Source organism: Flavobacterium sp. CYK-55 (genome assembly GCF_018413465.1).
Taxonomy (GTDB): domain Bacteria; phylum Bacteroidota; class Bacteroidia; order Flavobacteriales; family Flavobacteriaceae; genus Flavobacterium.
In genome coordinates this window covers 140614-165500 of the sequence record NZ_JAHCDK010000006.1, presented here as the reverse complement: position 1 = coordinate 165500, position 24887 = coordinate 140614, and the positions used below count along the sequence as shown (strand labels likewise).

The window sequence follows — 24887 nt, the reverse complement described above, 5'->3', positions numbered from 1 at the left end:
AATTGGTGAAAGAAATTATGCCGTCAGGCGAGGGCTGGGATGGAACCATAGATGGAACACCGGTTCCGGCCACCGATTACTGGTTTGAGGTATCTTATAAAGAAAACGGTGTAGATAGAAAATTTAAGTCCCATTTTTCACTTAAACGATAAAAACAAAATGAGTATTAAGAAATTATTGTTGTTCATTGCAGTATTGGCTTCGCAGGTAACTTTCTCACAAGAGGGAATAGCTGTATATTCAGATTACTTATCAGACAACTATTATTTATTGCATCCTTCAATGGCCGGTGCCGCCAATTGTGCTAAACTTAGAGTAACTGCTCGTCAACAATGGTTCGGACAAAAAGATGCGCCTGCATTGCAAACATTAAGTTTTAACGGAAAAATCGGTGAACAATCCGGTGCCGGAGTTATTGTTTATAACGACAAAAACGGTTTCCACTCACAAAAAGGAATCAAAGCTACTTATGCACACCATATTATGTTTTCGCGAGATATGGTTGATTTGAATCAATTGTCATTTGGTATGAGTGCCGGACTTACGCAAAGTTCATTAGATGAGAGTGAGTTTCGTGAGTTTGATCCTTATGTTGGCAATATTGTTCAGAAATATTCTTATTTCAACGTTGACTTTGGTATGTCATATAACTATTTAGAGTTTTATATTCATGCAACGGTAAAGAATGCGATTGAAACCAGAAGAAAAATATACTCAGAATACGAGTCAGATGACATTCGTAAATTTATTATCAATGCAGGATATGTGTTTGGTAATGAAGATGGAATACTTTGGGAACCATCTGTAATGTTTCAGTCAGTAAACGAAACCAAAGAGAAAACCTTTGATATCAATCTAAAAGCATATAAGCAATTAGACATGGGCAGAATTTGGGGTGGATTATCTTATCGAAGAAGTTTAGACGGTGCTGATTATGTTCAGAGCGGAACCACCAAAACACAGAAACTCCAATACATCACGCCAATCATCGGTTTTAATTATCAAAACTTTATGTTGGCCTACACTTATTCAGTAGTTACTGGAGCTGTGCGGTTTGACAACGGTGGTTTTCACCAAATTACCCTGGGTATGAATCTATTCTGTCAGCCAGAAAAATACCACTGTAACTGTCCGGCTATTAACCCATAAAATATTATCCCGATTTCAAGTCGGGATTTTTTTTACATGATTATTAAAGAAGTAAATGGGCATCAGCCTACCATTCCTGAAGATTGTTTTATTGCAGATAACGCTACTATTGTTGGTCAAGTTCAAATGGGCAAGCAATGTAGTGTTTGGTTTAATGCTGTGGTTCGCGGCGATGTAAATAAAATTCAAATTGGCGATAAAGTTAATATTCAAGACGGCGCGGTGATTCACTGTACATATCAAAAGCATCCAACCATAATTGGTAGTAACGTATCAATTGGCCACAATGCAATTGTACACGGTTGTACGATTCATGACAATGTACTTGTCGGAATGGGTGCAATAGTTATGGATAATTGTGTGGTTGAAAGTAATTCTATTGTTGCAGCCGGATCTGTAGTCACACAAAATACACATATCCCTTCAGGAGTTATTTTTGCCGGTGTTCCTGCTAAATGGGTTAAGGATATTGATGCTTCTGATTTTGCCGGTGAAATTGAAAGAATCTCGAATAACTATATCATGTATTCCGGTTGGTTTAAAGAACCAAAATCAGAAATCTAAGTATGCAACTGAGTGTTTGTTTTTCAAAATATCACTCAATATTTCCGGATTGAGGTTTGAATAAAATTCAGTTTTTCCTTTATGCTCAGGATTATTTAAGCCGGCTTTTTCTTTTAAAACATGTAACGTTTGTTTGGCTACTGCTTCCCCAGAATCAATGATTTGGATGTGTGAAGGTAGAATTTTTTTAAGCTGTGGAATCAAATATGGATAATGACTGCAACCCAAAACCAAATAATCAATTCCTTGTTCAATCATGGGGTCAACATAAGATTGAAGTAATTGTGTCATTTCAGCAGAATGAAGTTTTCCGCCTTCAATGAGTTCAACCAATCCATAACCAATTTGTTCGATAATGTTAGTGTCGTGATAGAGCTCAACGGTTTTATTAAATAGTTCACTACTCAAGGTTCCTTTGGTGGCAAGAATGCCAATTTTTTGTGTTTTTGAGTGTAAGGCAGCTGGTTTAATGGCTGGCTCTATTCCGATGAACGGAACATCATATTTTGCTCTAAGTTCTTTGATGGCATTAGTGGTTGCCGTATTGCAGGCTACAACAATTATCTTAGCGTTTTGACGGAGAAGAAATTCGGTATTTTTGATGCTTAGGGCAATAATCTCATCTTTTGACTTCAATCCATAAGGCGCATTTTTACTATCGGCTAAATAGATAGTGTCTTCATTGGGCATCAAATCGTGAATGGCTGACCAAATTGATGTGCCGCCAATACCAGAATCAAAAAGGCCAATGGGTTTTGAATTAAACATGAATCAAAGGTAAAAAAAAACTACTCCATCTATATATTGATAAATGGAGTAGTCAGTTATTTTATTAGATTCTACTAGAAGCCTAAATCTTTTTTAACATCAGCAGTGATGTTTGGACCATCAGTAAGTAGTAAACCTTCAGAGTTTAATATGTATTGATAACCTTTAGCTTTACCAACTTTTTGAATTGAAGCTTTTACTTTTTCCATGATAGGTTTTACAATATCAGCTTCTTTTTGTTGTAATTCTTTTTGTGCGTTATCACGGTAATCAACAATTCTCTTTTGCATGTCTTGAACTTCTTTGGTTCTAGTTTCATTGACAGCATCAGTTACTGTAGCGGCTTCTTGATCATACTTTTTAATTTTACCTTGGTATTCTTCTACCATGGTTTTGTATTCAGCATCGTAGGTTCCGCTAAGTTTTTCTAATTGTTTTTGAGCATCTAACATTGCTGGCATTTTTGCCATTAATTCACTTACATCCACATGGGCAATTTTTGCTTGGGCTAATGCTTTAAAGCTTCCTAAAACAAAAACAAAAGCGACGATTGCTAAATTTCTGAACTGTTTCTTCATTTTAAATGTATTAATTAATTTGTTTTATCTGGGTTTTCTGTTTTTACTGGATTTTCTGTTTTTTCTTTAGAATCTTTTTTCTCATCACGGGCTTTTTTGGCAGCTTCACGCGCTTCTAATGCTTTTTGTTTTTTTTCTTCTAAAGCTTTCTTTCGGTCAGCCAATATTTGAGCTCTTTCTTCGGCCGATTTTTGTTTCTTAGCGACTGCTGTACTATCAGTCGATTTGGCTTCACGCTCTTTTATTAGAGGTTTCTTTTCGGGAGTTTTTGTGCTGTCAGTTGCTTTTTCAGGAGTTTCAGAAGTTTTGGCTGAAGTCTTTGCAGCAGTTCCGTTTTTCCTGGCTTCTTTTGCAGTTTGTTGCTCAAGTTTCTTTTGTTCAAGAGCAGCTTTTTTATCGGCAATCAGTTTGTCTCTTTGTGCTTTTTTCTCTTCAAGTTTTTTTCTTCTATCAGCTAAAGCCGGATTCTCATCTTCCATGTTTTCTTTAGCTTCCTTGGCCTCTTCTTCTTTGAGCTGCTTTTTAGTCAACTGATTTCTTTTATTTGATCTGTTTATCACGCGTAAAACTTGATCACTAATGTCGTATCGTTTGGCTGCAAATAAAATGGTCAAATCCGAGGTTTTGTCTAAGATGAAATCGTATTTTTTGGCTTCGGCTATATCTTGTGCTGCATTGAAAACTTGATCTTGCACAGGCTGTGCCAATACAGCTCTTTGAATGGTTAGATCACCTTTAGGGCCAAAGCGCTTTTCTTGATAGTCAATGAGTTCTTTTTCTTGAAAAGCAATTTCTTCTTCACGTTCTTCTAATAATTCTTTGGTCAGTAAAGCTCGTTCAGTAGCCAAAACTTCTTTTAAAGCAGCAATTTCATTTTTTTTGGTTTCAATTTCTTGCTTCCATTTTTGCGCTTTTTGTTCTAACTGGTTTTTGGCTTCAGTATAATCAGGAACATTTTGAAGGATATACTCCATGTCAATATAGCCAATTTTTATGCCTCTTGACTGTGCATGAGCCATAGCAGAAAACAATGTAATGACCAGTAATATTCGAAGGTTATTTCTCATACACGTTATGTTTCGATACTTAATAACTTGCCAAATATATTTATTTTAAAATTGCTGACCAATTATAAAATGTGTTTCCAATCCATTTGGTGTGGTTGATCCATCCAATGGGTCAAATCCGTAACCAAAATCAATTCCGAGTAAACCAAATGCGGGCATAAAAATTCTCAAACCGGCCCCGGCAGATCTTTTGACATTAAATGGATTATAGTTTTTAAAATTGGTGTAGGCATTACCCGCTTCTAAAAAGGTTAACATATAAATTGATGCCGCAGATTTTAAAGTCAAAGGATAGCGCAATTCTAAAGTAAACTTATTATATATTGGCCCTCCGTTGGTGCTTGATAATGAATTGTTCGGATAACCGCGCAATTGAATTACCTCACGACCGTCTTGTGCAAAATTGGCTAATCCGTCACCACCCACGAAGAATCGTTCAAACGGAACCAAACCTCTATTATTGTTGTATGCGCCTAAATATCCAAATTCACTCAGAGAGCGTAAAACTAATTTGTTGTACAAGCGCGTATACCAATCGGCTTTAAATTTTATTTTATAATACTCAAGCCATTTAAATTTTTCTTGATCAACTTTTCCAATATTCGTGCTTGCGTCTTTATAATCGTCTACCTTTTTGTATGCGCCAGTGCTGGTTTGAACAATATAGTCGCCTTCTGTAGGGAATTGATTGTTTTCATTTTCAACAGTTGATACTCCTGAGCTAGCTGAATAGGTTAGTTTGTATTCCGGTAGGTTTTCTAAGTTTCCATAATCTACTCCGTTAAATAACGAATACGGCAAAGTGAATTTACCTGAAACACTAAATTCTGAACCATACATCGGGAAAATCGGATTGACACCTTTGTTGTTTCGGCTCAAACCAATAGTATAGGCTAGGTTTCTAGACGAGCCATTTCCGAAGGTAAACAAACCAATGTTGTAGTTGTTCAAGTCGTAATACTGATAGCTCAATCCTTGTGATAACACAAAGAAGTCGTCAGGCACCGATAATCTTTTAGCAATACCAACAGTTACCGCAGTAATGTTAAAATATCGGCTTCTGTCAACACCTGAAATAGTGTTGGCAAATTGCTTACTATAAGCAAATGAACCACTAAAGTTGATTGGTTTTTTTCCGCCAAACCAAGGTTCACTAAATGATAAGCTATAGGTTTGGAAATAAGAACTACCTTGTAATCTCAGCGCAAGCTTTTGACCATCGCCCATTGGTAGTGGGTGATAAGCTTCTTTTTTGAAAATATTTTTAATTGAGAAATTGTTGAACGACAATCCCAAAGTTCCAATAAAACCGCCACCGCCATAGCCGCCTTGAAGCTCAATTTGACTTGAACCCTTTTCAACCAATTTGTATTCAATATCAACGGTGCCGGCTCCGGCATCTACGTTTTTAAAAACAGGCTCAATAGATTCCGGATCAAAAAAGCCCAATTGACCTATTTCGCGAATGGTTCTCACCAACTCTTCTTTGCTGTATTTTTGTCCGGGTTTGGTGCGGAGCTCGCGATAAATTACTTTATCATTGGTTTTGTCATTGCCTACTACTGTAATTTTGTTGAAGTAAGCCAGTGGCCCTTCCACAATTCTAATTTCAAAATCAATGGTGTCGTTAGCCGTTTTGACCTCTACAGCATTAATGTTTGAGAATAAATAACCATTGTTCTGATAAAGGTTGCTGATGTCTTCGCCGTCAGGTTTTGACTTGTCTGAGATGCGTTTTTCAAGAAGAACACCGTTGTAGACATCACCTTTTTTAATGCCCAAAAGCTGTCTGAGTGTATTGTCGGGATAAACGGTGTTTCCCAGAAACTTAATGTTTCCGAAGTAATATTTCTGGCCTTCTTCAAGATTTACCTTGATAGCCAAACGTTTTTTGTCTTCTGTAAAAGCTACCGTATCTGATATAATGCGGGCATCTCGATAACCTTTTTCTTTATATTTATCAATAATTTTGGTCAGGTCTTCTTTGTACTTATCCTTAATGTATTTTGAGGCTTTAAAAAAGCGAATCGGATTGATTTGTTTGGTGTTTTTCATTGCGCTGCGCAATTTGCTGTCACTAAACTTTTCGTTTCCTTCAAAATCAATGCTCTTGACTTTAATTTTGTTTCCTTTAAAAATATTCACCAGCATTTTTACCTCGTTGCCGCTGGTGGTGTCCGGAATGGTGCGAATGGTTACTTTGGTGTTGTAATAACCGTCTTTTTTGTATTTGTTTTCAATGTAATTTCGGGTAGTGGTAATCAAGTTTTCATTCACCACTTTACCTTTGGTTAAGCCATTATCTTTAATGAGCTGTTCGGTTTTTTTCTTTTTGATTCCGGCAAATTTTACTTCACTCAGTTTCGGAAGTTCATTGATGTTGAGTTCTAAAAAAATGCTGTCGCCAGAAATCCTATTTACGTAAAAGTCAATTTCGCTGAATAATCCAAGCTTTCCAAGTTTTTTGATGGCATTGCTGATTTCTTCACCCGGAACGGTTATTTCTTGCCCTTTTTGTAATCCGGCAAAAGTGACCACGGTTTGTTCGTTATAACTAATTTTTCCGGTTACGTTTACGTCACCTAAAATATATTTTGTGCCTTGGTCAAAAGATGGGTTCTCTTGAGCCAAAAGAGCAGGAGCAATTGCAAAAAATATTAGAACAAAAAAAGATTTTATATTTCTGAGTAACACTAAAAAGCTATTTAATTTGATCACTTGTTTTTCCGAACCTTCGTTCTCTATTTTGATAACTAACAATGGCCGCGTACAAATCTTCATCATTGAAATCAGGCCATAAAACTGGCGTGAAATACAATTCTGCATAGGCGATTTGCCACAACAAAAAGTTACTGATACGCTGTTCGCCGCTGGTTCTGATCAGTAGGTCAACGTTGGGTAAATTTTGCGTGTAAAGATGCTGATTAATAATCGATTCATCAATAGCGTCTGTTGAAATTATATTATTTTTAACTTTAACCGCAATAGCTTTGACTGCGCTGATGATTTCTTCTTGTGAGCCATAACTCAAAGCCAAGGTAAGCACCATTCTGTCATTGTTTTTTGTGGCTTCGATTACCTCGAGTAATTCTTTTTTGGCTGATTTTGGAAGACGGTCTAAATTGCCGATGGCATTGAGTCGAATGTTGTTTTTTGAAAGTGTTTTAACTTCATTTTTTAAGGAGTTAATCAACAACTTCATCAACATTTCTACTTCCAATTTTGGTCGATTCCAATTCTCTGTTGAAAAGGCATACAGGGTAAGATGGCCAACACCCAATCGGGCACAGGTTTCAACGGTTGTTCGAACTGACTTAGCACCGTTTTCGTGTCCAAAAGCGCGAAGCATACCTTTTTGTTTGGCCCAACGACCATTGCCGTCCATGATGATGGCAATATGCTTAGGTAGTTTTTCGCTATTTATCTGTTCAATTAAACTCATTATTATTGGGCGCAAAAACAAGGTCTGTCGCCAAAGGTATAGGTTAAGGTAAATCCGGTAAATGTATACCAATCTTTACTTGTCAAATTGCCGAATTTAGCGGCCTTATATTTTGTTCCAGAAGGGTTGCTTCCGTCAATATCGTCTCTGAATGTTGCGCGAGCGCCTACTTCAAATCCAAGGACAAAAATGTCAAAAATACGTCCTTTAAACCCAACGGTCATCGGAATCGCAAAACTACTTCTGCTGCCATAACTTTTGTCTTTGCCATTGTCAAAGTATAATCCGTCATACATTATATAACTCAATCCGGTATGAACATACGGAGTAGCCTGAGGCTTTGAATCATGCATATCGAAATTAAAAAAATCAAACTCCAAGCCGGCCGAAAATTCACGAACTAAATTGTTGAAATGATAGTTTCTTTCTTGTCGAGCCTCAATTTCAGAATCTGCATCATCTGCCGCCAAATTTGATTGGATGTATGAAAAACGCCAAGAATGCCTTGGGCTTTTGTTCCAACGGTACATAATCCCGTAGGCTGGTTCTTTGGGTTTGATATAATCAGTTGCGCCAACATCACCTATAAAATTACTTCCACCCATAAATACACCAATCTCGTGTATTTGTGCCTGAGCGCCCGTAGCTAAGCAAATGCAAAAAATGTAAACCCAAAAACGTTTCATCCAACTGAAAATAGCGTGCAAATATAATAATTATGAGCACTTTCAAGGCATCAAATGACTAATAATGTTAAAATAAATTAGCCTTTTTACAACAGACAATATCCTCAAAAATGTAGCAACCAAACGCCAATAAGTGAGAATATAGTATAGGCAGAAAAAGAAAAGAGGTTAATTTCTTTTATCTTCACCCCAAAGAAGTTTGCCACGCAGAGTTTTAAAGAAGGTTTCTTCTGAAATTTCAACCATATTGATTTTAAACGGAGTCTTTTTGATAACCAATTCAGAATCGTTTTTGATTGAGGTAATTCTTGAATCTAATGAAACCAAATAATATTCTTCACGGCCAGAAACCTTGAGTCTGATTTCACGGTCATCCGGAATCACCAGTGGTCGTGCATTTAAATTGTGCGGTGCAATTGGTGTGATGACAAAGCTGCGCACATCAGGCGTAAGGATCGGGCCTCCACAACTCAAAGAATATCCCGTTGAGCCGGTGGGTGTAGCAATAATCAACCCGTCGGCCCAGTATGAATTTAGATGTTCGTTATCAAGGCTCGTGTCAATGGTAATCATCGAAGTAGTGTCTTTACGGCTCACGGTGATTTCGTTCATGGCAAAGTTGAGTTGTTTAATGTCCGGATTTTCCGGAAAACACTCCAACGAAAGCAAACTGCGCTGTGAAATACTGTATTTTTTTTCAATGACTAATTGTAAAAAACTTTCGATATCATCTTTGGGAACTGTGGCTAAAAATCCCAGTCTTCCGGCATTGACGCCCAAAATCGGAATACCCGAATCACGCACCCAAGTTGTGGCGCGCAAAATGGTTCCGTCACCGCCAATGCTGAGCAACATATCAAATGATGCATCAAGTTCATGGTGGGTACTAAAAGTTTTATAGGGTTTCTTTACGATTTCTTTGTCATACAACAACTGCAGAAATTCAGCTTCAATGACCAGCTCAACCTGATTTTGGTTGAAAAACACAAAAATATCCCGAATAATCGGTTCGGTACTGTTTTGATAGTATTGTCCGTAGATGGCAATTTTCATACAGCCTAAATATTGAGGTATTTGTCGAGATAATCTGATCGCTCGCGCAAGTTGTTGATGTAGTTGTCTTCGTTGTGCTCAGAAACAATTTCATAGTTATATCGGCGAAACGTCTGAATAATATCATTCATCGCGCCCAAAGAAATCTTCACGGTAATTTGCACCGTATCAACCGTTGCGTCTGATATGAAAAGCCCGAGAATTCTGCCATTGTTGCTCTCAACTATCTGTGCTACTTGGCTCATCGAATAGTCCAGAACTGGTTTTTCAACCACAATGATGCCTCCTTGTTCTTTTAAAAACGGCGTGTCGTGAAAAAATTTGATGATGTCTTCAAATTCGTAATAACCAACATAACGATTCTCAGCATTCAAAACCGGAACCACGTTGGTGTGGTTGTTGGCAAAAACCTCCAGTACATCCAGCCATGAGGTGGTGTCGCGCACAAAAAAAGGCTCCAGAGTATAACGGTAATCTGCGATGGTTTTATCAACCTCAAAGGTATCGGCATCTTCTGAAGATAAACTCCCCATATAGACGCCATTTTCAGTCACCGGAAAATGCGAAAAATCATACTCAATAAAAAAATCCTGCGCCGCAGAAACCGATTGATTGCTGCGTAACGCTTTAAAGTCGTTGTTGATGAATTCTCTAATTTCAGTCATAAAAATTAAGGCTAATAACCACACGCAAAATAATCAAAATTATCGCAGACCACCTACAATTACTTTGTATTTTTGTCTCTCAAAAAAACACCTACATTATGATGACCAAACTCAGTGTCAACATCAATAAAATAGCTACTTTGCGCAATGCTCGCGGCGGAAACGTACCCGATTTGCTCCAAGTAGCACACGATATTCAAAATTTCGGAGCCCAAGGCATCACCATTCACCCACGGCCTGATGAGCGCCACATTCGCTACCAAGATGCGCGTGATTTAAAATCGGTGGTCTACACTGAGTTCAATATTGAGGGCAATCCGCAGCACAATTTCATTGATCTGGTGCTCGAATGTCAGCCCACGCAAGTTACTTTGGTGCCTGATGCCATTGGCGCGATCACGTCAAACGCCGGTTGGGACACGGTCAAACATCAGCAATATTTGCAAGAAGTCATTGCCGAGTTCAAACGCAACGGCATTCGCACATCCATTTTTGTCGATCCGATTCCGGCCATGATTGACGGCGCCGCACAAACCGGAACCGATCGCATCGAACTCTACACCGAAGCCTTTGCACACCAATACAGTTTGGGCAACCACGCCGCCATTGAACCCTACGTAGCCTCGGCCATTCGTGCCAACGAGCTCGGTTTGGGCATCAACGCCGGCCACGATTTGAGCCTGGACAACATCGCCTTTTTCAAACAAAATATTCCGGGCTTGCTCGAGGTTTCAATTGGTCACGCGCTCATTTCAGAGGCGCTCTATTTGGGGCTTGACAACGTGGTCAATATGTATTTGAACAAATTAAAATAGGGCGTGCCCCTGCGGGTCGGGCTTTCGGCTATATCTCTTGCTGCGCTGCGAGGATGCCGCCTTAATCCCTCACGCGGGTATTCGTTTTCAAGAAAACCCCAACAAACACAAATGACTTTATATTCCAAAATAGAAGGCTCTGGCCCACCGCTCATCATCATCCACGGATTTCTCGGTATGTCTGACAACTGGAAAACCCTCGGCACGCAATATGCCGCGCTGGGTTTTGAAGTGCATATGCTCGATTTGCGCAACCATGGGCGCAGTTTTCATTCTGATGAATTCAACTATCCAGTCATGGCGCAAGATGTTTTAGATTATTGCTCGGTGCATCAGCTGCAAAACATCAGCATCATTGGGCATTCTATGGGCGGAAAAGTAGCCATGCAATTGGCAACCGAACATACTGAATTGGTGCAAAAACTCATCGTTGCTGATATTGGCCCAAAGTATTACCCACCGCATCATCAAGATATTTTGGCAGGGCTCAATGCGGTTGATTTTTCTAAAAAACCATCGCGTACAGAAGTTGACCAAACCGTGGCACAATATATTCCCGATACGGGAACTCGCCAGTTTTTGATGAAGAGTTTGTATTGGCAAACGCCCGAGCAATTGGCATTTCGATTCAACTTGCCGGTTTTTAACCAACAAATTGAAAAAGTCGGCACCGCCTTGAGCGCTGAAGCTCATTTTGACGGCCCGACTTTGTTTATCAATGGCGGAAATTCAAAATACATTTTACTAGAAGATCATTCCGGAATTTTGCATCATTTTCCGAAAGCAGTTTTTCAGACGATTCCCAACGTCGGGCATTGGCTTCATGCCGAAAATCCGAAGTTGTTTTTTGAAATCACCAGAGATTTTTTGTGATGTGATATTGCCATTGAAGTTTATTTAGAACAAAGTCTTTTTATTATTTTTGAAATTCCAATTCCAAATATTCATGAACCAACTTATCCGCATCATCATTACCGCGCTTTTGGTTATGCTCATTGCGCATTTTATGCCTGGTGTATCCGTCGCTAGTTTTACCACTTCACTCATTGTAGCGTTGGTGCTGGGTTTGCTCAATGTTTTTGTCAAGCCGCTCTTGATTTTGTTTACACTTCCGGTAACCCTTTTTACGTTTGGATTATTCCTGTTGGTGATTAATGCCATCATTATTTTGCTGTGCACCAAAATTGTAGGCGGCTTCCATGTCAGCAGTTTTTGGACAGCTGTTTTGTTCAGCATTATACTCGCGGTTTCACAATCAATTGTTTATAGAGTAACAGGGAATCAACAAACCTGATAATATTCAGCTTTTAAACTTGTATGGATGGTAAAAAAAATATACTTTTGCCACCCAATTTTAGTTCGTATAAAAATGAATATTACAAGAAATAACCTCGATGCGCTCAATGCTGTGGTAACGGTTCAAATTACCAAAGACGATTATGCTGCGCAAGTAGAATCAACTCTAAAAAACTATTCAAAAACAGCCAATATTCCCGGGTTCAGAAAAGGGAATGTGCCTTTCGGAATGGTTAAGAAACAATACGGAAAAGCAGTTTTGTTTGATGAAGTAAACAAATTGTTGCAAGAAAATCTCAACCAATATTTGGTAGATGAGAAGTTGGATATTTTAGGAAATCCGCTGCCAAAAATCAATGAAAACTTCAATTGGGATGCTGATGATTTCACTTTTGAATTCGAATTGGGCTTGGCACCTACTTTTGAAGTTGATTTAGCCGCTGCTAAAAATGTAATCAGCTACAAAATTGTGGCCGATAACCAATTGTTAGATGATCAAGTAACGCGTATTCGCAAACAATACGGAAAAATGTCTCCGGCTGAAGTTGTTGCTCAAGACAGTGATGTGTCGGGAACTTTCTTAAATGCGGATAAAAACATTGATGCTCCGGCACAAATCAATGTGGGTATTTTTAAAGACAAAAAAACTTGGAAAGCTTTTGTAGGTAAAAAAGTAGGTGATGTAGTGACCGTTAATACCAAAGGTTTGTTTGACGATGACCACAAACTTATGGATTACCTCAGAGTTGGTCATGATTTAGTGCATGGTTTGGCTGTTGATGTTGATTTTAAAATTGAAGAAATCACCAATACAGAGCCGGCTGAACTCAATCAAGAATTGTTTGATAAATTGTTCGGTGCCGGAAACGTATCATCGGTTGATGACATCAAAGTCAAAATCAAAGAAGATGCAGAAAATCAGTTTGCACAACAGTCTGAGCAAAAATTCTTGAACGATGTAACCGAATCATTGCTTAAAAACACCACTTTTGATTTGCCTTCGGAGTTCTTGAAAAAATGGTTGCAAACGGCCGGTGAACAACCACTTACGCCAGAGCAAGCTGCTGAAGAGTTCGCTAAATCTGAAAACGGTTTGCGTTACCAATTGATTGAAGGTAAAATCATGAGTCAAAACAATTTGCAAATTACCTTTGAAGATTTAAAAGCACACACAGCAGAGCTCATCAAAAAGCAAATGGCTCAATTTGGTCAGATGGATCCGTCAGATGCTGATGTTGATAACATCGTAGCGCGCGTTATGTCCAATCAAGAAGAGGTAAAAAGACTTTCTGAGCAGGTGATGAGCCAAAAAATGCTCAGCCTTTTCAAAGAAAAAGTAAAAGCCAAAACCAAAGAAGTTACTTATCAGGAGTTTATCGCTGCTAGCTACGGAGAGTAATTTTTAAAAATAATCACTATATTTGGGCGTCAAAACTGCGGTTTTGGCGCTTAACTATTTTTAATAAGACTACCCAACAACAAAAAACCACATGCATTACGGTAAAGAGTTTAGAAAATTTGCTACAAAGCACCACGGGGTGAATAACCTCTATTACGATAAAATGGTAGCGGCGATGAATCCTACCAATATGACTCCGTACATCATTGAAGAGCGTCAACTCAACATTTCACAATTGGATGTTTTCTCTCGTTTGATGATGGATAGAATCATCTTTTTAGGCACCGGAATCGACGACCAAATTGCCAATATTGTACAAGCGCAATTGTTGTTTTTAGAAAGCGTTGATGCCACCAAAGACATTCAAATTTATTTGAATTCACCGGGCGGAAGCGTTTATGCCGGTCTCGGAATTTATGACACCATGCAATATATTCGCCCTGATGTAGCTACCATTTGTACGGGTATGGCTGCCTCTATGGGTGCGGTACTTTTGTGTGCGGGTGCAGCCGGTAAACGTTCGGCTTTGCCCCATTCACGCGTGATGATTCACCAGCCATCGGGCGGAGCACAAGGTGTAGCCACCGATATGGAAATCAACCTCAAAGAAATGCTCAAACTCAAAGACGAGTTGTACCAAATCATTTCAAATCATTCAGGTCAAACTTTTGAAAAAGTCTACAAAGATTCAGAGCGCGATTATTGGATGATTGCCGATGAAGCCAAAGAGTACGGTATGATTGATGAAGTACTCAGAAGATAATCCCAATTTTTACCTACAACCTTAAAAAATAAACTATGGCAAAAGAAGTTTTGGATTGCTCGTTTTGTGGTCGTAAGAAACCCGAAACCAATCTGCTGATTGCCGGTATCAATGCCCATATTTGCGACAAGTGTATTGAGCAAGCCCACGGCATTGTACTCGAAGAACTCAAAAGTCAAGGCCCTGTCAAAGGCGCTGCTGATTTGGTTCTAAAAAGACCTAAAGAAATCAGATCGTTCCTCGATCAATACGTCATTGGTCAAGACCAAACCAAAAAGGTTATGTCTGTGGCGGTATACAATCACTACAAACGACTCATGCAACCGGCCCAAACCGATGAGGTTGAAATTGAAAAAAGCAACATCGTCATGGTGGGTCAAACCGGAACCGGTAAAACTTTGGTGGCTAAAACCATCGCGCGCATGCTCGATGTTCCGCTGGCCATTGTTGATGCTACTGTACTCACAGAAGCCGGTTATGTGGGTGAAGATGTAGAGAGTATTTTAACCCGATTGCTTCAAGCGGCTGATTATGATTTAACCAAAGCTGAGCGCGGAATTGTATTCATTGACGAAATTGATAAAATTGCCCGTAAAAGTGATAATCCATCTATAACGCGTGATGTATCGGGTGAAGGCGTGCAACAAGCTTTGCTCAAATTGCTGGAGGGAACTGTAGTCAATGTTCCACCCAAAGGAGGGCGCAAGCATCCGGATCAAAAATTTGTTGAGGTCAACACCAAAGATATTTTGTTCATCGCCGGTGGTGCTTTTGACGGCGTCGAGCGCATCATCTCCAAACGTCTGAATCGTCAAGCGGTAGGATACAGTACTTCAAAAAGCAGTGACTCGATTGACAAAGACAATTTGCTTCAGTACATCATCCCGAAAGACATCAAAGACTTTGGTTTGATTCCTGAAATTATTGGTCGTTTGCCGGTGCTGACACACATGGATCCGCTTGATAAAGAAACTTTACGCGCTATTTTGACCGAGCCTAAAAATGCACTCATCAAACAATATCAAAAGCTTTTTGCAATGGATGATGTCACGTTTACCATCACCGATGAAGCTCTTGATTATATCGTAGAAAAAGCCCTCGAATACAAGTTGGGCGCGCGTGGATTGCGTTCATTGTGCGAGGCTATTTTGACCGATGCCATGTATGATTTGCCAGGCTCTGATGAGAAAACCCTTACCATTGATCAAGATTACGCCAAAGATTCACTCGGCAAAAACCTGCTCAAACGATTAGAAATTGCTTCTTAAGTATTTCCTATAAAGCAACAAAAAACCCGTCGGAAAAGACGGGTTTTTTTATTGTTTTTATTTGAGAATTCCACCACCTTGTCCTGTTTTTTCGGTTTGAATCTCGGTGTTTTCTTTTTGGAGTTTCATGTTTCCGAAGTTGTATGTAAGCGAGAATCTAAAGGTTCTCGTATCGGGTTTTTGATAAAATACTGTTTGTAAATTGGTTGATGACACCACAGCATTGATTTCGTTTTCGTTGAACACATCAAAGCAGTGCAAGCCAATTTTGAGTTTTTTATCCATGAAATCTCGGGTGAGTGAAACGTCAAATTGCTTGATGTTTTTGGTCAAGCTGTATATTTCCCAGGTTCCCGGCGGAGTAAAGTTATAAGAGAAACTGCTTTTTATACTCCAAGGCAAAATAATTTGTGCTTGAGCATAATAGCTCATAATAGGCTTTTGCTTGAACTGAAAATCATAGCCTTTGGTCGTAAAATCAATGTAGCTGATGTTGCAAAAAATGTAGTTCATCTTGTCCATATCGTTCATGCGTTTCTGAAATTCTTCTTTGCCTTTCAAGAAATAATCCAGCGGAATCGGAAACGAAAAATTGATGCTGTTGGTCGTTAATTTGTCAAACTGACGAAAGGTTTGTTTGCTCACAAGCGTGCTCGGGTCGGCTTCAAAAATAAATTTGTTGACATCTTTGGCATCAGTTCTATTTGCACTCAACTGAACAAACTGAAAAGCCGACAATTTCACTTCATAGTTATCAAAAAAGGTTGGGTCTAAGAATGGATTTCCGCCTGAGGTGTTGTATTGGTCAAAGTTTGAAAAATTATTCGGATCCAAAACATTGTAATCTGCTTGTTGGATTTTTTTCGAATACGAAGCCGTCAAATTGATGTCGTTGGTAAATTCATACATCGCACTGGCATTCGGGAAGAAGTTGGTGTTTTTAAAATCAACATCGGTTCGCCCAGCATCTTGCCATGCGGTTCTGTTTACCTTATAATCTTCAAATCGCAATCCGGCTGTTAGGTTCAGCTTTTTTATCTTTTTGCGCGCTTCCAAATAAAACGCCAAATTACTTTCTTTATAATCAAAATCGGTCACTGAAGGCGTTGCCGAATTCAATGCATAAATTCCTTTGTCTGTTACCTTGATAAAATTGAATTTTCCGCCGGTATTGAGCGAGAAATCCATCTTTTTAAACGGAATGGCAAAATCGTATTTTAAATAGTGATTGGCCAATTTAAAATCGACATCACCGCCGTAAAATGTAGATGTTCCGTTGTTAATACCGTGTGATTTGGTGATTGGGTTTTTGTCAAAAAAGTTGGTAAAAGCAATAATATCTAGGGTTCTATCAAGGGTGTCCAGTTTGGTTTTATACTGCAAACTAATTTCGTGGTTGTTGTTTTTGTTTTTAGAAAGACCGTTGTTTAAAAAGTCAATGCCGGTTCCAGTGGTTGTTGCTTCATTAGTCACTCGGTCGTTAGCCAGATTCACATTGTAGTTCACCAAAAGGTTTGATTTATCGCTGAGTTTATAATTGGCACCGGTTCTCCAATAAAAGTTTCGGTTGGTACTTTGTGCAAAGTTTTTCTGCTTGAGCATTTCGTCCGGATTGAAGTCCGTAAAAGTTTGGTCGTTTTTATTGGTGACTTCGCTATCAATATAATTGTAACCCACCATGGTTTGCCAGCTTACTTTTTTGGCCTTCCCGCTCAGCAAAATCTGCGGGCTGGGTTTTTGATATTTGTTGAAATTGTAGTTGATGTTAAAACTCGCATTCACCCCTTTCATCTTGCGCGAATTGGTGATGATATTGATGATTGACCCGCTGGCATTGGCATCGTATGATGCGCCGGGATTATAAATCAGTTCAATCTTTTCAATCGCAGTGGCCGGTAGTGTCAACAAATAATTTTGCAAATCAGTACCGCTCAGCGAACTCGGCATTCCGTCAATATAAATAGTGACTCCTTTGGCATTGAGCGTCAAGCTACCTGAAGGCGAAGTAATCACACCCGGTATTTTCTTTACAGCATCCAAACTTGAACCGCTGTTGAGCATCGGATTGTTTTTAACATTAACAGTGGTTTTGTCTGATTCAACTTTAATGTATTGTCGCTTGTTGCCGTAAATGGTAACTTCACTGAGCTCTTGCGGTTTTGCAATAGCCGTTGAATCTTTTGTCTTGGTGTTTTTGGGCGTTTCTTGTGCGTATGATTCAACACAGAAAAAGGCGAATAGGCCTAAGTAAAAAAGTCTCATGAGTTTCGATTTGATTTTGATGATGATGCTCAATAGACTTCATTGAAAGAATTATGTTACACTAACATTGTAGTTTTTTTCTTTCGATTGGCAAATGCCACGTGGTCCGCAACGCATTCTGTGTGGCCCACAAGAAGTTAGATAAACCAAGATCAAAACCAACAACACTATTTTTCTCATCTGATTTTTTTTAAACCGATAGTTCTTTGAGCTGCTCAACATATTCCCGTGTGTTTGACAAACGCGGAATTTTGTGTTGACCACCTAATTTTCCGCGGTCTTTGAGCCAGTCATAAAACAAATTCGGCCGTGCCAAGTTCAATACCAACGGATTCAAAGTCATGTTATTGTATCGCTTGGCTTCATAATCAGAGTTGATGGCTTGTAGTTCTAAATCGAGAATTCGGCTAAATTCTTCAACGTTTTTAGGGTTTTCCCGAAATTCAATAATCCACTCATGAGCACCTTTAGATTTTCCATCCATAAAAATAGGAGCCACCGTATAGTCGATTACTTCGGTTTGGGTTAGCGTGCAGGCTTTTGACAAGGCTTTGTCTGCGTTCTCTACCATGAGTTCTTCGCCAAAAACATTGATGTGTTGCTTGGTGCGACCCGTTACACGAACTCTATAAGGATTTACAGAGGTAAATCGAACGGTATCACCTACCAAATAGCGCCATAATCCGCCATTAGTAGTAATCATCACGGCATAATTTACGCCTATTTGCACTGCTGATAAAGGCACTACTTTTTCGTCTTTTGTACCAAAAGTTTCCATCGGAATAAACTCGTAAAAAATGCCGTAATCAAGCATCAACAACAATTCGTTGGAATGATTTTGATCTTGAATCGCAAAGAACCCTTCTGAAGCATTGTAGATTTCGTAGTATTTGAAATCGCCACTCGGCAACAGTTTTTTGTATTGCTCTCGATATGGGTCAAAACTCACACCGCCGTGAAAATACACTTCTAAATTGGGCCACAATTCCAGCAAATGATTTTTACCGGTAGTTTCTAAAGTTTTGTTGAGCAACACAAGCATCCACGAAGGAACACCCGCAAAACTAGTTACATTCTCGTTTTTTGATTCGTTGATGATGGCTGATAGTTTTGATTCCCACTCGCTCATGAGTGATATTTTATTGCTGGGCGTACTGCTGAATTCAGCCCAAATAGGCATATTTTCAATCAAAATCGCCGACAAGTCGCCAAAGAATGTATTGTTGTCTTCATAAATCTGCGAACTTCCGCCCAAACGCAAACTCTTACCAATGAACAAACCTGAATTTTCATTGTTGTTCAAGTACAAACACAACAAATCTTTACTGCCTTTGTAATGACAACCCTCGAGCGCCTCATTACTCACCGGAATAAATTTGCTCTTGGCATTGGTGGTTCCGCTCGATTTAGCAAACCATTTGATGGGCGTATTCCAAAGAATATTTTGTTCGCCTCGACGTGTCTGCTCAATAAATGGCTCTAAATCTTCGTAAGTTGAAATCGGAATTCGCTCTTTAAAAGTGGCATATGAACGAATCGACGCAAAGTCATAATGCCTACCCACTACAGTATTCTCGGCCGATCTGAGTAAATTCATCAGCAATTCTTCCTGAACCTCGTGCGGGTATTTCAGGAACAATTCAATTTGGTGAATGCGCTGTTTGAGCACCCACGAAGCGATTGAATTTATAATCGGTATTGGCATATCAATTTTTCCTGAGATTTATAGTGGTAAATCGGTAACTTTACGCTTTCCAAAATAACAAAAAAAATAACTAAAATTCTAACCTCTACAAGGATTTCTAAGACTTTTACAGCTTATGCGATACAGCGGAGTGCTCACCAAAATGCCAACTGAACTGGCCCATCCGATTCAATATTATATGGTTTTTAACGATGGTTTTCTCAACGTCAACCAAGTGCTCAACAAAAAAATGCACCTGCACCTTGAAGGCTATCAGTGTTTGAATTGCAACAAGAAAAAGAACATTTTCAGACAAGGTTTTTGTTACGACTGTTTTTATTCAAGCCCAGAAGTAGGTGATTGGATCATGAAACCCGAGCTCAGTACCGCGCATTTAGGCATTGCCGACCGCGATTTGGCTTATGAATCAAAAGTGCAATTACAACCACATATTGTTTATTTGGCTGCATCGAGTGAAATCAAAGTAGGGGTGACGCGCAAAACCCAAGTGCCTACGCGTTGGATTGATCAAGGTGCCGAAGAGGCCATCGCCATTGTTGAGGTGCCCAATCGCTATTTGGCAGGCATTGCCGAAGTTGCGCTCAAAAATCATTTTTCTGATAAAACCAATTGGCGCAAAATGCTCACCAATGAGGTGATTCATCCTGACTTAGTAGCAGAACGCGAAAAAGTAAAAGATTTATTGCCCGAAGAAGTAAAGCCGTATGTGGCGCAAACCCAATCCGAACTACAGCAATTGGTTTATCCGGTTTTGTCCTATCCGAGCAAAGTCAATAGTTTGAATTTAGACAAAACACCCGATTTTTCTGCAACGCTTGTGGGCATCAAAGGTCAGTACTTGATTTTTGACGACGGAACCGTTTTTAATGTCCGCAGTTCTGAAGGTTATGTAGTTCAGATAGAATTATAAAAAAAGCCCGGAATCATCACCGAGCTTTCTGTTTATTTTTTGTTGAACAAACCGTTGAGCAAATCACCGGCTTTTTTCTTGATGTCTTCTTTGACCGGCGCCTGACTTTTGGTTTTGGTCGTGTCAGTCTTGGTGTTTTTGTTGATGATATCTCCCAACACATTGGTGCCTTGTTTGACCAATTTATCTTTTTGTTGTTTCACCACCTGTGTGGTCAACTGAGTCATTCCGGCTTTCATGTCGGTGGTCATTTTCGGGCTTTTGAAATTACCGCTCAACAAAGCATTAATCGGAATATTGTCTAATTTACTCAAGTCGGTCGGAGATATTTTTGAAATCAACTTATTGACATCCGGACCCAGATAACTCAAGTATTTAGCAGGTACATCCAACTTGACGTTGTAATTCATGCTTTGATCAAAACCGTGCATACCGCCAATACTCATTTTTACATCTTGATATTTCAAATCAAAAGGTTTGATGTTCACTTTTCCGTTCTGAAAGGTCAGCAAAGCTTTGACATCATTGATGTTGATTTTTTTCAAATCTAAAAACTTAAAGTTATCGCTGAGTTTGGTGAGTGTTTGCGAATTACTCGGATTAATCGTAGCCGCCATGAGTTGTCCGCCCAAATCACCGCTCAGTGAATTCAAATCAGGCGTCATTTCTTTGGCGTTGAGGTTACCGGCCACTTTAATGTTCGAGTTGAGTTTGCCCGAGATCACTTCAGCAATGGGCGCAATCTTTTTAAGCATCTCCAGTTGGGTAAAGGTTTGATCAATGTTCACACCTTTTAATCCTAAGTTCATTTTGAAAGTTGGTACTTTTTCTTTGGTTGAAACATCACCGCTGGCCAAAATTTGCCCGCCAAACATATCGGTTTTGATGTTTTCTAAAGTTACCATTTGGTCTTTGATGATGAGTTTGCCCGAAACGTTCTTAAGAGCTAAATTATCATACAAAACTGTATTGGCTTTGGCCGTGAGTGAGCAATTCAGATAAGCCGGAATCTTGACGGCTTGAGCGGGTTTTTTGCTTTCGGTTTTAGCAGGCTCTGCCGACATGAAATCAGCCACGGCAAACTGATTTGATTGCAAATTAAAATGGCCTTTGAGCTCTTGCTTTTTGAGCATAAAGCCATAGAAATTCTCGAGTACACCACTCAATTTCATATCGGTTTTTCCGGTGGTCAAATCAAGCTGTTCCAGATTGATACGCGTATTGGTAAACGCCACCGCAGCCTTGTGGATGTTCATGGTTTTGTTGGTGTCGTCCACATATTTAAATCCGGTAAGACTCAACTTGCCCGAGTTTTGCATGCGATCGTATTGGCTTGTCTCAACTGATTTCATATCAAATTTGGTGTTGATGTCAGCTGTCAGAATTCCGCTCAGCGGCACTTTGACTTTAACCGGATATGCCTTTGAGAAATTCCCCAAGTTGACGGTTCCTTTTAAAGTGGCATCAATCAAGGCATTTTCGGCCATATTGCGGATGTTGGCTCGTGCATTAAAAACGTCTTGATCAATCTTAAACGAAAGCTGATCGAGGTTGACATAAGTATCGTTAGGCAAACCGGTTTCGTTGACAATTTTGGTGTCAATCACAATATTTTGTACTGATTTAGGTAAGTTCGGATACTGAAACGAGGCATTGTTAGAGGCAATGGCAATGTTGAATTTTGGCACTGTAGTATCTGACAATATGCCTTTGGCAAAACCCACTACAGTAAAGTCTCCGGTGGTTTTTACTTCTTTGATATTGCTGGCATATGCTGATGGAATCAAACCTAAAAAGTTCTGAAAGCTAGAAGTTGGTGTTTTAAAAGTCAAATCGTATTGCTGGCCTTTTTCAAGTAATTGAATAAATCCGTCAAACTCCAAGGGCAACTGATTGATGAGTGCTTTGTTCTGTTTGAAGGCATATTTTTTTTGCTCTAAATCAATGCCCAATACAGCATCCAAATTCAAAGCTACGCGGTTCATATAGTTCATTTTGTCCATATCAAGCGAAACCTTGGCTGATGATTTGGTTGCCAAATCAAGTTTTGAATTGGTAAAGTCGCCCGTTCCGCTATGGTTCAAACTGTCAATGATCATTTTTATTTTTGAACGCTCGTCGTAATATTTAAAACGCAAATTGGTTACTTTGTATTCTTTGATTTTGAGTGCCAAAGGTTTGCTTTTGCTGTCGTCTTTGTCGTCTTGGTCTTTGAGCGCGATGTCAAAATTGCCTAGACCATCTTTGTTGAATAAAATATTGATGATGCCGTTCTCGGTGTTAATCGCTTCAATATTCATCGGCTCATTTTCGCCTTTAAATATCTCTTTGACCGACATTTTTAAATTGAGTTCACCCATCGATATCAACGTGTCGCCTGCAAAAGGTGCTTTGTTGATGATGAGTAATTTGTCAATCGTTACGTTGGCTTGCGGAAAACTTTTGAGCAAGCTCAAATCAGCATCTTCAAACGATACCTGAGCATCAACTTGCTCGTTAATAGCTTGTGTAATCTTGGCTTTGATTTGATCCTTAAATAAAAACGGTGCTGCTACAAGCAACAGCAACAATACCAATAAGGTGATTCCGGTAATTTTTAGAATTTTCTTGACCATAACATGAGGTTTATATCAACAACGATTTTGTAGCAATTTTATGATTAATGAATTTCTATTTCATAAGGTAAAGCGGCTTGTATCCCTTTTTGGGTTTGCGCTTTTCTGATGCGTTCTAGTACCCGATAACCTTCATCTCCAATGGTTTCTTTGACTAATGCTTCCTTGCTTTGGGCAAACGGAAGTCCCATTTTGCCCAGCCAATCGTGTATGTCTTTTTCATACACCGGTAAATTCAGTGTCTTGAAGTTCTTGGTTTTAGATATAGACGCGGCATAGGCCACAGCATCGGGCAATCCACCAATTTGATCTACCAAACCAATTTTGATTGCATCGGCGCCTGACCAAACACGCCCTTGACCGATGGCATCCACCTGCGCATAAGTCATTTTGCGTCCGGCTGCTACACGATTCACAAAAGTGCTGTAAATTTTCTCAACGCCTTCTTGTGCCAAAAACCGATTGTTGTCGGCCAAAGGCAAGAATACGCTGTACTCGTTGGCATTAGGATTGGTAGCAACTTGTTCGGCATGTATTCCTAAGTTATTGGTAAGCTGATGAAAGTTAGGCAATAAGCCAAACACACCGATTGAGCCGGTAATGGTGTTGTTTTCAGCAAAGATTTTGTTGGCGCCGCAAGCAATATAATATCCGCCTGAGGCTGCCAAATTCCCCATCGAAACCACCACGGGTTTTACTTTCTTGGTTAGCTCTACCTCACGCCAAATCAGTTCAGAGGTCAGTGCACTTCCGCCCGGCGAGTCTACTCTGAGCACCACAGCTTTAATTTGCTCGTCGTTTCTGGCTTCTTGAAGAGCGCGACGCATCGAGCCTTCGCCCACCATATCAACATCACCCTCGCCCGAACCAATTTCACCTTGGGCATAAATCACGGCAATTTTATCTTTACCCGATTCAGTTGTGGCCGTGTTGGCCAAGTTTTGCGCATAATCTAAAACGCTAATCGAATGATAGGTTTCGTCATCTGATAAGTGCAATAATTTTTTGATGTGGCCATGATAAACATCTTCATAGGTAACTGCGTCAATGAGTTTTTGATCTTTGGCCATTTGCGGGGTGCGCGCCGACAAATGTGTCGCTATATCGCTCAATTGTTCTACAGGTATTTTTCGGCTTTTTGAAATATCAGCAAGCATTTCGTTCCAAACCGAGTTGAGCAAGGTCGTAATCTGCTCTCGGTTGGCATCGCTCATTTTGTTTTCTAAAAAAGGCTCTACAGCACTTTTGTATTTTCCGTGACGAATAACCTCCATCTTAACGCCATATTTGTCTTGAAAATCTTTGAAAAACAACAATTCTGTTGACAAACCTTTGAACTCCATATCACCCACCGGATTCATATAAATTTGATCGGCTACTGAGTTCAAATAATATTCTTTTTGCGAAAAATTGTTATTGTAAGCCAAAACAAACTTTTTTGATTTTTTAAAATCTTCCAAGGCCTTGCGCACCGCTTTTATCTGAGCCAGTCCCAGATTTGAAGTATTGTTCAAGATTGAAATACCTTGAATATCCGGGTCGTTGGCCGCTGTTTTAATAGCGTGAATCACATTGATAAGCCCATCGTGTTGCGCATCAAAATAATCAAAATCTTTAAAGTTGTATTTGCCTGCATAATCATAATTTACTTTTGATAGGTCTAAAACCAAAACCGAGTTGCTTTCGGTTGACACGGTTTCAGAACTTCCGCCAAGCAAAGCGCCCAGAACCAATAAGCCAAAAAATGAAATGATACAGAAAATAAAAAGACCGGTTATGGTCGCGAGTACATTACCTAAAAAACGCATAAAATTTTATCAGAATGAGTTCAAATTTGCTCTAAACTGTTACAAAACTAGAGCTTATAAAATTTATCAACAGT

22 protein-coding genes are annotated in these 24887 nt (G+C 39.4%); 10 read left to right on the top strand and 12 right to left on the bottom strand.

Annotated elements, in window-relative coordinates:
* Positions 1-5 precede the first annotated feature (5 nt).
* From KIH23_RS13885 to KIH23_RS08765, 3 genes are read left to right on the top strand one after another with little or no spacing between them, the layout of a single operon-like run.
* Positions 6-152, top strand: coding sequence for a T9SS type B sorting domain-containing protein (locus KIH23_RS13885; protein WP_410505135.1), 147 nt, complete (start codon positions 6-8; stop codon positions 150-152).
* 7 nt (positions 153-159) lie between these two features.
* Positions 160-1149, top strand: a complete 990-nt coding sequence (locus KIH23_RS08770; protein WP_213213102.1) for a type IX secretion system membrane protein PorP/SprF — start codon at positions 160-162, stop codon at positions 1147-1149.
* Positions 1150-1185: 36 nt separating this feature from the next.
* Positions 1186-1713: a gamma carbonic anhydrase family protein gene (locus tag KIH23_RS08765; RefSeq protein ID WP_213213101.1), complete on the top strand. Its 528-nt coding sequence runs from the start codon at positions 1186-1188 to the stop codon at positions 1711-1713.
* On the opposite strand, the gene murI is transcribed toward KIH23_RS08765, so the two are convergent.
* From murI to KIH23_RS08725, 8 genes are all read right to left on the bottom strand, one after another.
* On the bottom strand, positions 1702-2481 hold the full coding sequence (murI, locus tag KIH23_RS08760) for a glutamate racemase (RefSeq protein WP_213213100.1): 780 nt from the start codon (positions 2479-2481) through the stop codon (positions 1702-1704). The two genes, KIH23_RS08765 and murI, sit on opposite strands and share 12 nt — an antisense overlap.
* A 74-nt stretch (positions 2482-2555) precedes the next feature.
* Positions 2556-3059 (bottom strand): OmpH family outer membrane protein, encoded by a 504-nt coding sequence (locus KIH23_RS08755; RefSeq protein WP_213213099.1) that lies wholly within the window; start codon positions 3057-3059, stop codon positions 2556-2558.
* 14 nt (positions 3060-3073) lie between these two features.
* A complete protein-coding gene (locus KIH23_RS08750; RefSeq protein ID WP_213213098.1) occupies positions 3074-4126 on the bottom strand; it encodes an OmpH family outer membrane protein in 1053 nt (350 codons plus the stop codon).
* Positions 4127-4171: 45 nt separating this feature from the next.
* Complete coding sequence (gene bamA, locus KIH23_RS08745) at positions 4172-6910, bottom strand: outer membrane protein assembly factor BamA (protein WP_213213097.1); 2739 nt, start codon at positions 6908-6910, stop codon at positions 4172-4174.
* The gene (locus tag KIH23_RS08740) at positions 6828-7568 is read right to left on the bottom strand and encodes an isoprenyl transferase (RefSeq protein ID WP_213213096.1); all 741 of its coding nucleotides are present in this window, start codon (positions 7566-7568) and stop codon (positions 6828-6830) included. Before KIH23_RS08740 ends, bamA begins: the two co-directional genes overlap by 83 nt.
* 2 nt (positions 7569-7570) lie before the next feature.
* A complete protein-coding gene (locus KIH23_RS08735) occupies positions 7571-8254 on the bottom strand; it encodes a DUF6089 family protein (RefSeq protein WP_213213095.1) in 684 nt (227 codons plus the stop codon).
* Between the two features lie 168 nt (positions 8255-8422).
* Complete coding sequence (locus KIH23_RS08730; RefSeq protein WP_213213094.1) at positions 8423-9307, bottom strand: NAD kinase; 885 nt, start codon at positions 9305-9307, stop codon at positions 8423-8425.
* A 5-nt stretch (positions 9308-9312) separates the two neighbouring features.
* Positions 9313-9972, bottom strand: coding sequence for a CBS domain-containing protein (locus KIH23_RS08725; protein ID WP_213213093.1), 660 nt, complete (start codon positions 9970-9972; stop codon positions 9313-9315).
* A gap of 101 nt (positions 9973-10073) precedes the next feature.
* On the opposite strand from KIH23_RS08725, the gene KIH23_RS08720 reads away from it, so the two are divergent.
* The 6 genes from KIH23_RS08720 (at position 10074) to clpX (ending at position 15513) form a co-directional block, all read left to right on the top strand.
* On the top strand, positions 10074-10787 hold the full coding sequence (locus tag KIH23_RS08720; RefSeq protein WP_213213110.1) for a pyridoxine 5'-phosphate synthase: 714 nt from the start codon (positions 10074-10076) through the stop codon (positions 10785-10787).
* Positions 10788-10898: 111 nt separating this feature from the next.
* The gene (locus KIH23_RS08715) at positions 10899-11660 is read left to right on the top strand and encodes an alpha/beta fold hydrolase (protein ID WP_213213092.1); all 762 of its coding nucleotides are present in this window, start codon (positions 10899-10901) and stop codon (positions 11658-11660) included.
* A 73-nt stretch (positions 11661-11733) separates the two neighbouring features.
* A complete protein-coding gene (locus KIH23_RS08710) occupies positions 11734-12081 on the top strand; it encodes a phage holin family protein (protein ID WP_213213091.1) in 348 nt (115 codons plus the stop codon).
* A 75-nt stretch (positions 12082-12156) separates the two neighbouring features.
* Positions 12157-13482 carry a trigger factor gene (tig, locus tag KIH23_RS08705; protein ID WP_213213090.1) on the top strand — a complete coding sequence of 442 codons (1326 nt, stop codon included), beginning with the start codon at positions 12157-12159 and terminating at the stop codon, positions 13480-13482.
* A gap of 91 nt (positions 13483-13573) precedes the next feature.
* Positions 13574-14245, top strand: coding sequence for an ATP-dependent Clp endopeptidase proteolytic subunit ClpP (gene clpP / locus KIH23_RS08700; protein WP_213213089.1), 672 nt, complete (start codon positions 13574-13576; stop codon positions 14243-14245).
* A gap of 35 nt (positions 14246-14280) precedes the next feature.
* Positions 14281-15513, top strand: a complete 1233-nt coding sequence (clpX, locus tag KIH23_RS08695) for an ATP-dependent Clp protease ATP-binding subunit ClpX (protein ID WP_213213088.1) — start codon at positions 14281-14283, stop codon at positions 15511-15513.
* Between the two features lie 57 nt (positions 15514-15570).
* Here the strand turns inward: clpX and KIH23_RS08690 are convergent, their stop codons facing one another.
* Together KIH23_RS08690 and KIH23_RS08685 are read right to left on the bottom strand one after the other, a co-directional pair.
* The gene (locus KIH23_RS08690) at positions 15571-17775 is read right to left on the bottom strand and encodes a TonB-dependent receptor domain-containing protein (RefSeq protein WP_213213087.1); all 2205 of its coding nucleotides are present in this window, start codon (positions 17773-17775) and stop codon (positions 15571-15573) included.
* Between the two features lie 190 nt (positions 17776-17965).
* On the bottom strand, positions 17966-19480 hold the full coding sequence (locus KIH23_RS08685) for a GH3 auxin-responsive promoter family protein (protein ID WP_213213086.1): 1515 nt from the start codon (positions 19478-19480) through the stop codon (positions 17966-17968).
* A gap of 115 nt (positions 19481-19595) precedes the next feature.
* Here KIH23_RS08685 and KIH23_RS08680 point away from each other — a divergent pair, with 115 nt between their 5' ends.
* Complete coding sequence (locus KIH23_RS08680; RefSeq protein WP_213213085.1) at positions 19596-20390, top strand: DUF2797 domain-containing protein; 795 nt, start codon at positions 19596-19598, stop codon at positions 20388-20390.
* Positions 20391-20422: 32 nt separating this feature from the next.
* On the opposite strand, the gene KIH23_RS08675 is transcribed toward KIH23_RS08680, so the two are convergent.
* Together KIH23_RS08675 and sppA are read right to left on the bottom strand one after the other, a co-directional pair.
* Positions 20423-23005 (bottom strand): AsmA-like C-terminal region-containing protein, encoded by a 2583-nt coding sequence (locus tag KIH23_RS08675; protein ID WP_213213084.1) that lies wholly within the window; start codon positions 23003-23005, stop codon positions 20423-20425.
* Between the two features lie 44 nt (positions 23006-23049).
* Positions 23050-24813, bottom strand: coding sequence for a signal peptide peptidase SppA (gene sppA / locus KIH23_RS08670; RefSeq protein ID WP_213213083.1), 1764 nt, complete (start codon positions 24811-24813; stop codon positions 23050-23052).
* Positions 24814-24887 lie beyond the last annotated feature (74 nt).

Coding starts and splice junctions, on each gene's coding strand:
- KIH23_RS08770 (WP_213213102.1), top strand. CDS start 160: ATGAGTATTAAGAAATTATTGTTGTTCATTGCAGTATTGGCTTCGCAG.
- KIH23_RS08765 (WP_213213101.1), top strand. CDS start 1,186: ATGATTATTAAAGAAGTAAATGGGCATCAGCCTACCATTCCTGAAGAT.
- murI (WP_213213100.1), bottom strand. CDS start 2,481: ATGTTTAATTCAAAACCCATTGGCCTTTTTGATTCTGGTATTGGCGGC.
- KIH23_RS08755 (WP_213213099.1), bottom strand. CDS start 3,059: ATGAAGAAACAGTTCAGAAATTTAGCAATCGTCGCTTTTGTTTTTGTT.
- KIH23_RS08750 (WP_213213098.1), bottom strand. CDS start 4,126: ATGAGAAATAACCTTCGAATATTACTGGTCATTACATTGTTTTCTGCT.
- bamA (WP_213213097.1), bottom strand. CDS start 6,910: ATGATGAAGATTTGTACGCGGCCATTGTTAGTTATCAAAATAGAGAAC.
- KIH23_RS08740 (WP_213213096.1), bottom strand. CDS start 7,568: ATGAGTTTAATTGAACAGATAAATAGCGAAAAACTACCTAAGCATATT.
- KIH23_RS08735 (WP_213213095.1), bottom strand. CDS start 8,254: ATGAAACGTTTTTGGGTTTACATTTTTTGCATTTGCTTAGCTACGGGC.
- KIH23_RS08730 (WP_213213094.1), bottom strand. CDS start 9,307: ATGAAAATTGCCATCTACGGACAATACTATCAAAACAGTACCGAACCG.
- KIH23_RS08725 (WP_213213093.1), bottom strand. CDS start 9,972: ATGACTGAAATTAGAGAATTCATCAACAACGACTTTAAAGCGTTACGC.
- KIH23_RS08720 (WP_213213110.1), top strand. CDS start 10,074: ATGACCAAACTCAGTGTCAACATCAATAAAATAGCTACTTTGCGCAAT.
- KIH23_RS08715 (WP_213213092.1), top strand. CDS start 10,899: ATGACTTTATATTCCAAAATAGAAGGCTCTGGCCCACCGCTCATCATC.
- KIH23_RS08710 (WP_213213091.1), top strand. CDS start 11,734: ATGAACCAACTTATCCGCATCATCATTACCGCGCTTTTGGTTATGCTC.
- tig (WP_213213090.1), top strand. CDS start 12,157: ATGAATATTACAAGAAATAACCTCGATGCGCTCAATGCTGTGGTAACG.
- clpP (WP_213213089.1), top strand. CDS start 13,574: ATGCATTACGGTAAAGAGTTTAGAAAATTTGCTACAAAGCACCACGGG.
- clpX (WP_213213088.1), top strand. CDS start 14,281: ATGGCAAAAGAAGTTTTGGATTGCTCGTTTTGTGGTCGTAAGAAACCC.
- KIH23_RS08690 (WP_213213087.1), bottom strand. CDS start 17,775: ATGAGACTTTTTTACTTAGGCCTATTCGCCTTTTTCTGTGTTGAATCA.
- KIH23_RS08685 (WP_213213086.1), bottom strand. CDS start 19,480: ATGCCAATACCGATTATAAATTCAATCGCTTCGTGGGTGCTCAAACAG.
- KIH23_RS08680 (WP_213213085.1), top strand. CDS start 19,596: ATGCGATACAGCGGAGTGCTCACCAAAATGCCAACTGAACTGGCCCAT.
- KIH23_RS08675 (WP_213213084.1), bottom strand. CDS start 23,005: ATGGTCAAGAAAATTCTAAAAATTACCGGAATCACCTTATTGGTATTG.
- sppA (WP_213213083.1), bottom strand. CDS start 24,813: ATGCGTTTTTTAGGTAATGTACTCGCGACCATAACCGGTCTTTTTATT.